The organism is Aquibaculum sediminis (assembly GCF_040712085.1).
GTDB lineage: Bacteria > Pseudomonadota > Alphaproteobacteria > Kiloniellales > DSM-21159 > Aquibaculum > Aquibaculum sediminis.
The window spans coordinates 1-531 of the sequence record NZ_JBFCVK010000030.1 but is presented as its reverse complement, the minus strand read 5'-3'; the positions used below and the strand labels follow the sequence as shown (position 1 = coordinate 531).

The window sequence follows — 531 nt, the reverse complement described above, 5'->3', positions numbered from 1 at the left end:
AACGAAAGGAAATTTAAAATGAATAAACAACAAGCAGATACGCTTGCAATTGTATTGCTTCAATCTCAACTTAATAATCTTGATATAACTCATGCAGAATATCAAAGTTCTATTGATAGATTTATTGATGTAGTCAATGCTTTATCAAATGAGTTGCAAGATAAAATAGAAGAGCTTGATCTAGAGCTTCTTAAATCCTTTAATTGTTCTCTGGCGGTTCTGGATACTCATTCAAAACCTTAACCGCTTCTAAATAGTGAAATAAGTCTGCGTGAACATTGCTGCTTTTACGCAGGCTTTCTAACATCGCAGATTTGATCTGCTCTTTTTCGGAACGGCTTAAAAACTCAGGATAGTACAACCGATAATCTCTACGAGGGTCATCAAACATACTCATTGTTTTTCTCCTATTGATTAAAAAATAAGTTAGGGGTATAGTTTAGCTAGCCACAGGGGTTTCCTACTGGAAAGGTTACGCTAGGCAACTACCGTATTATCCTGTTCGAATCAGGCAAACTGTGGCTATTAATC

1 protein-coding gene is annotated in these 531 nt (G+C 35.8%); it reads left to right on the top strand.

Going from position 1 to position 531, the window contains the following annotated elements; translation table 11 throughout:
* The coding region (locus tag ABZ720_RS17455) for a hypothetical protein (RefSeq protein ID WP_366556804.1) at window positions 1-243 on the top strand (243 nt) is incomplete at its 5' end.
* Window positions 244-531: the final 288 nt, after the last annotated feature.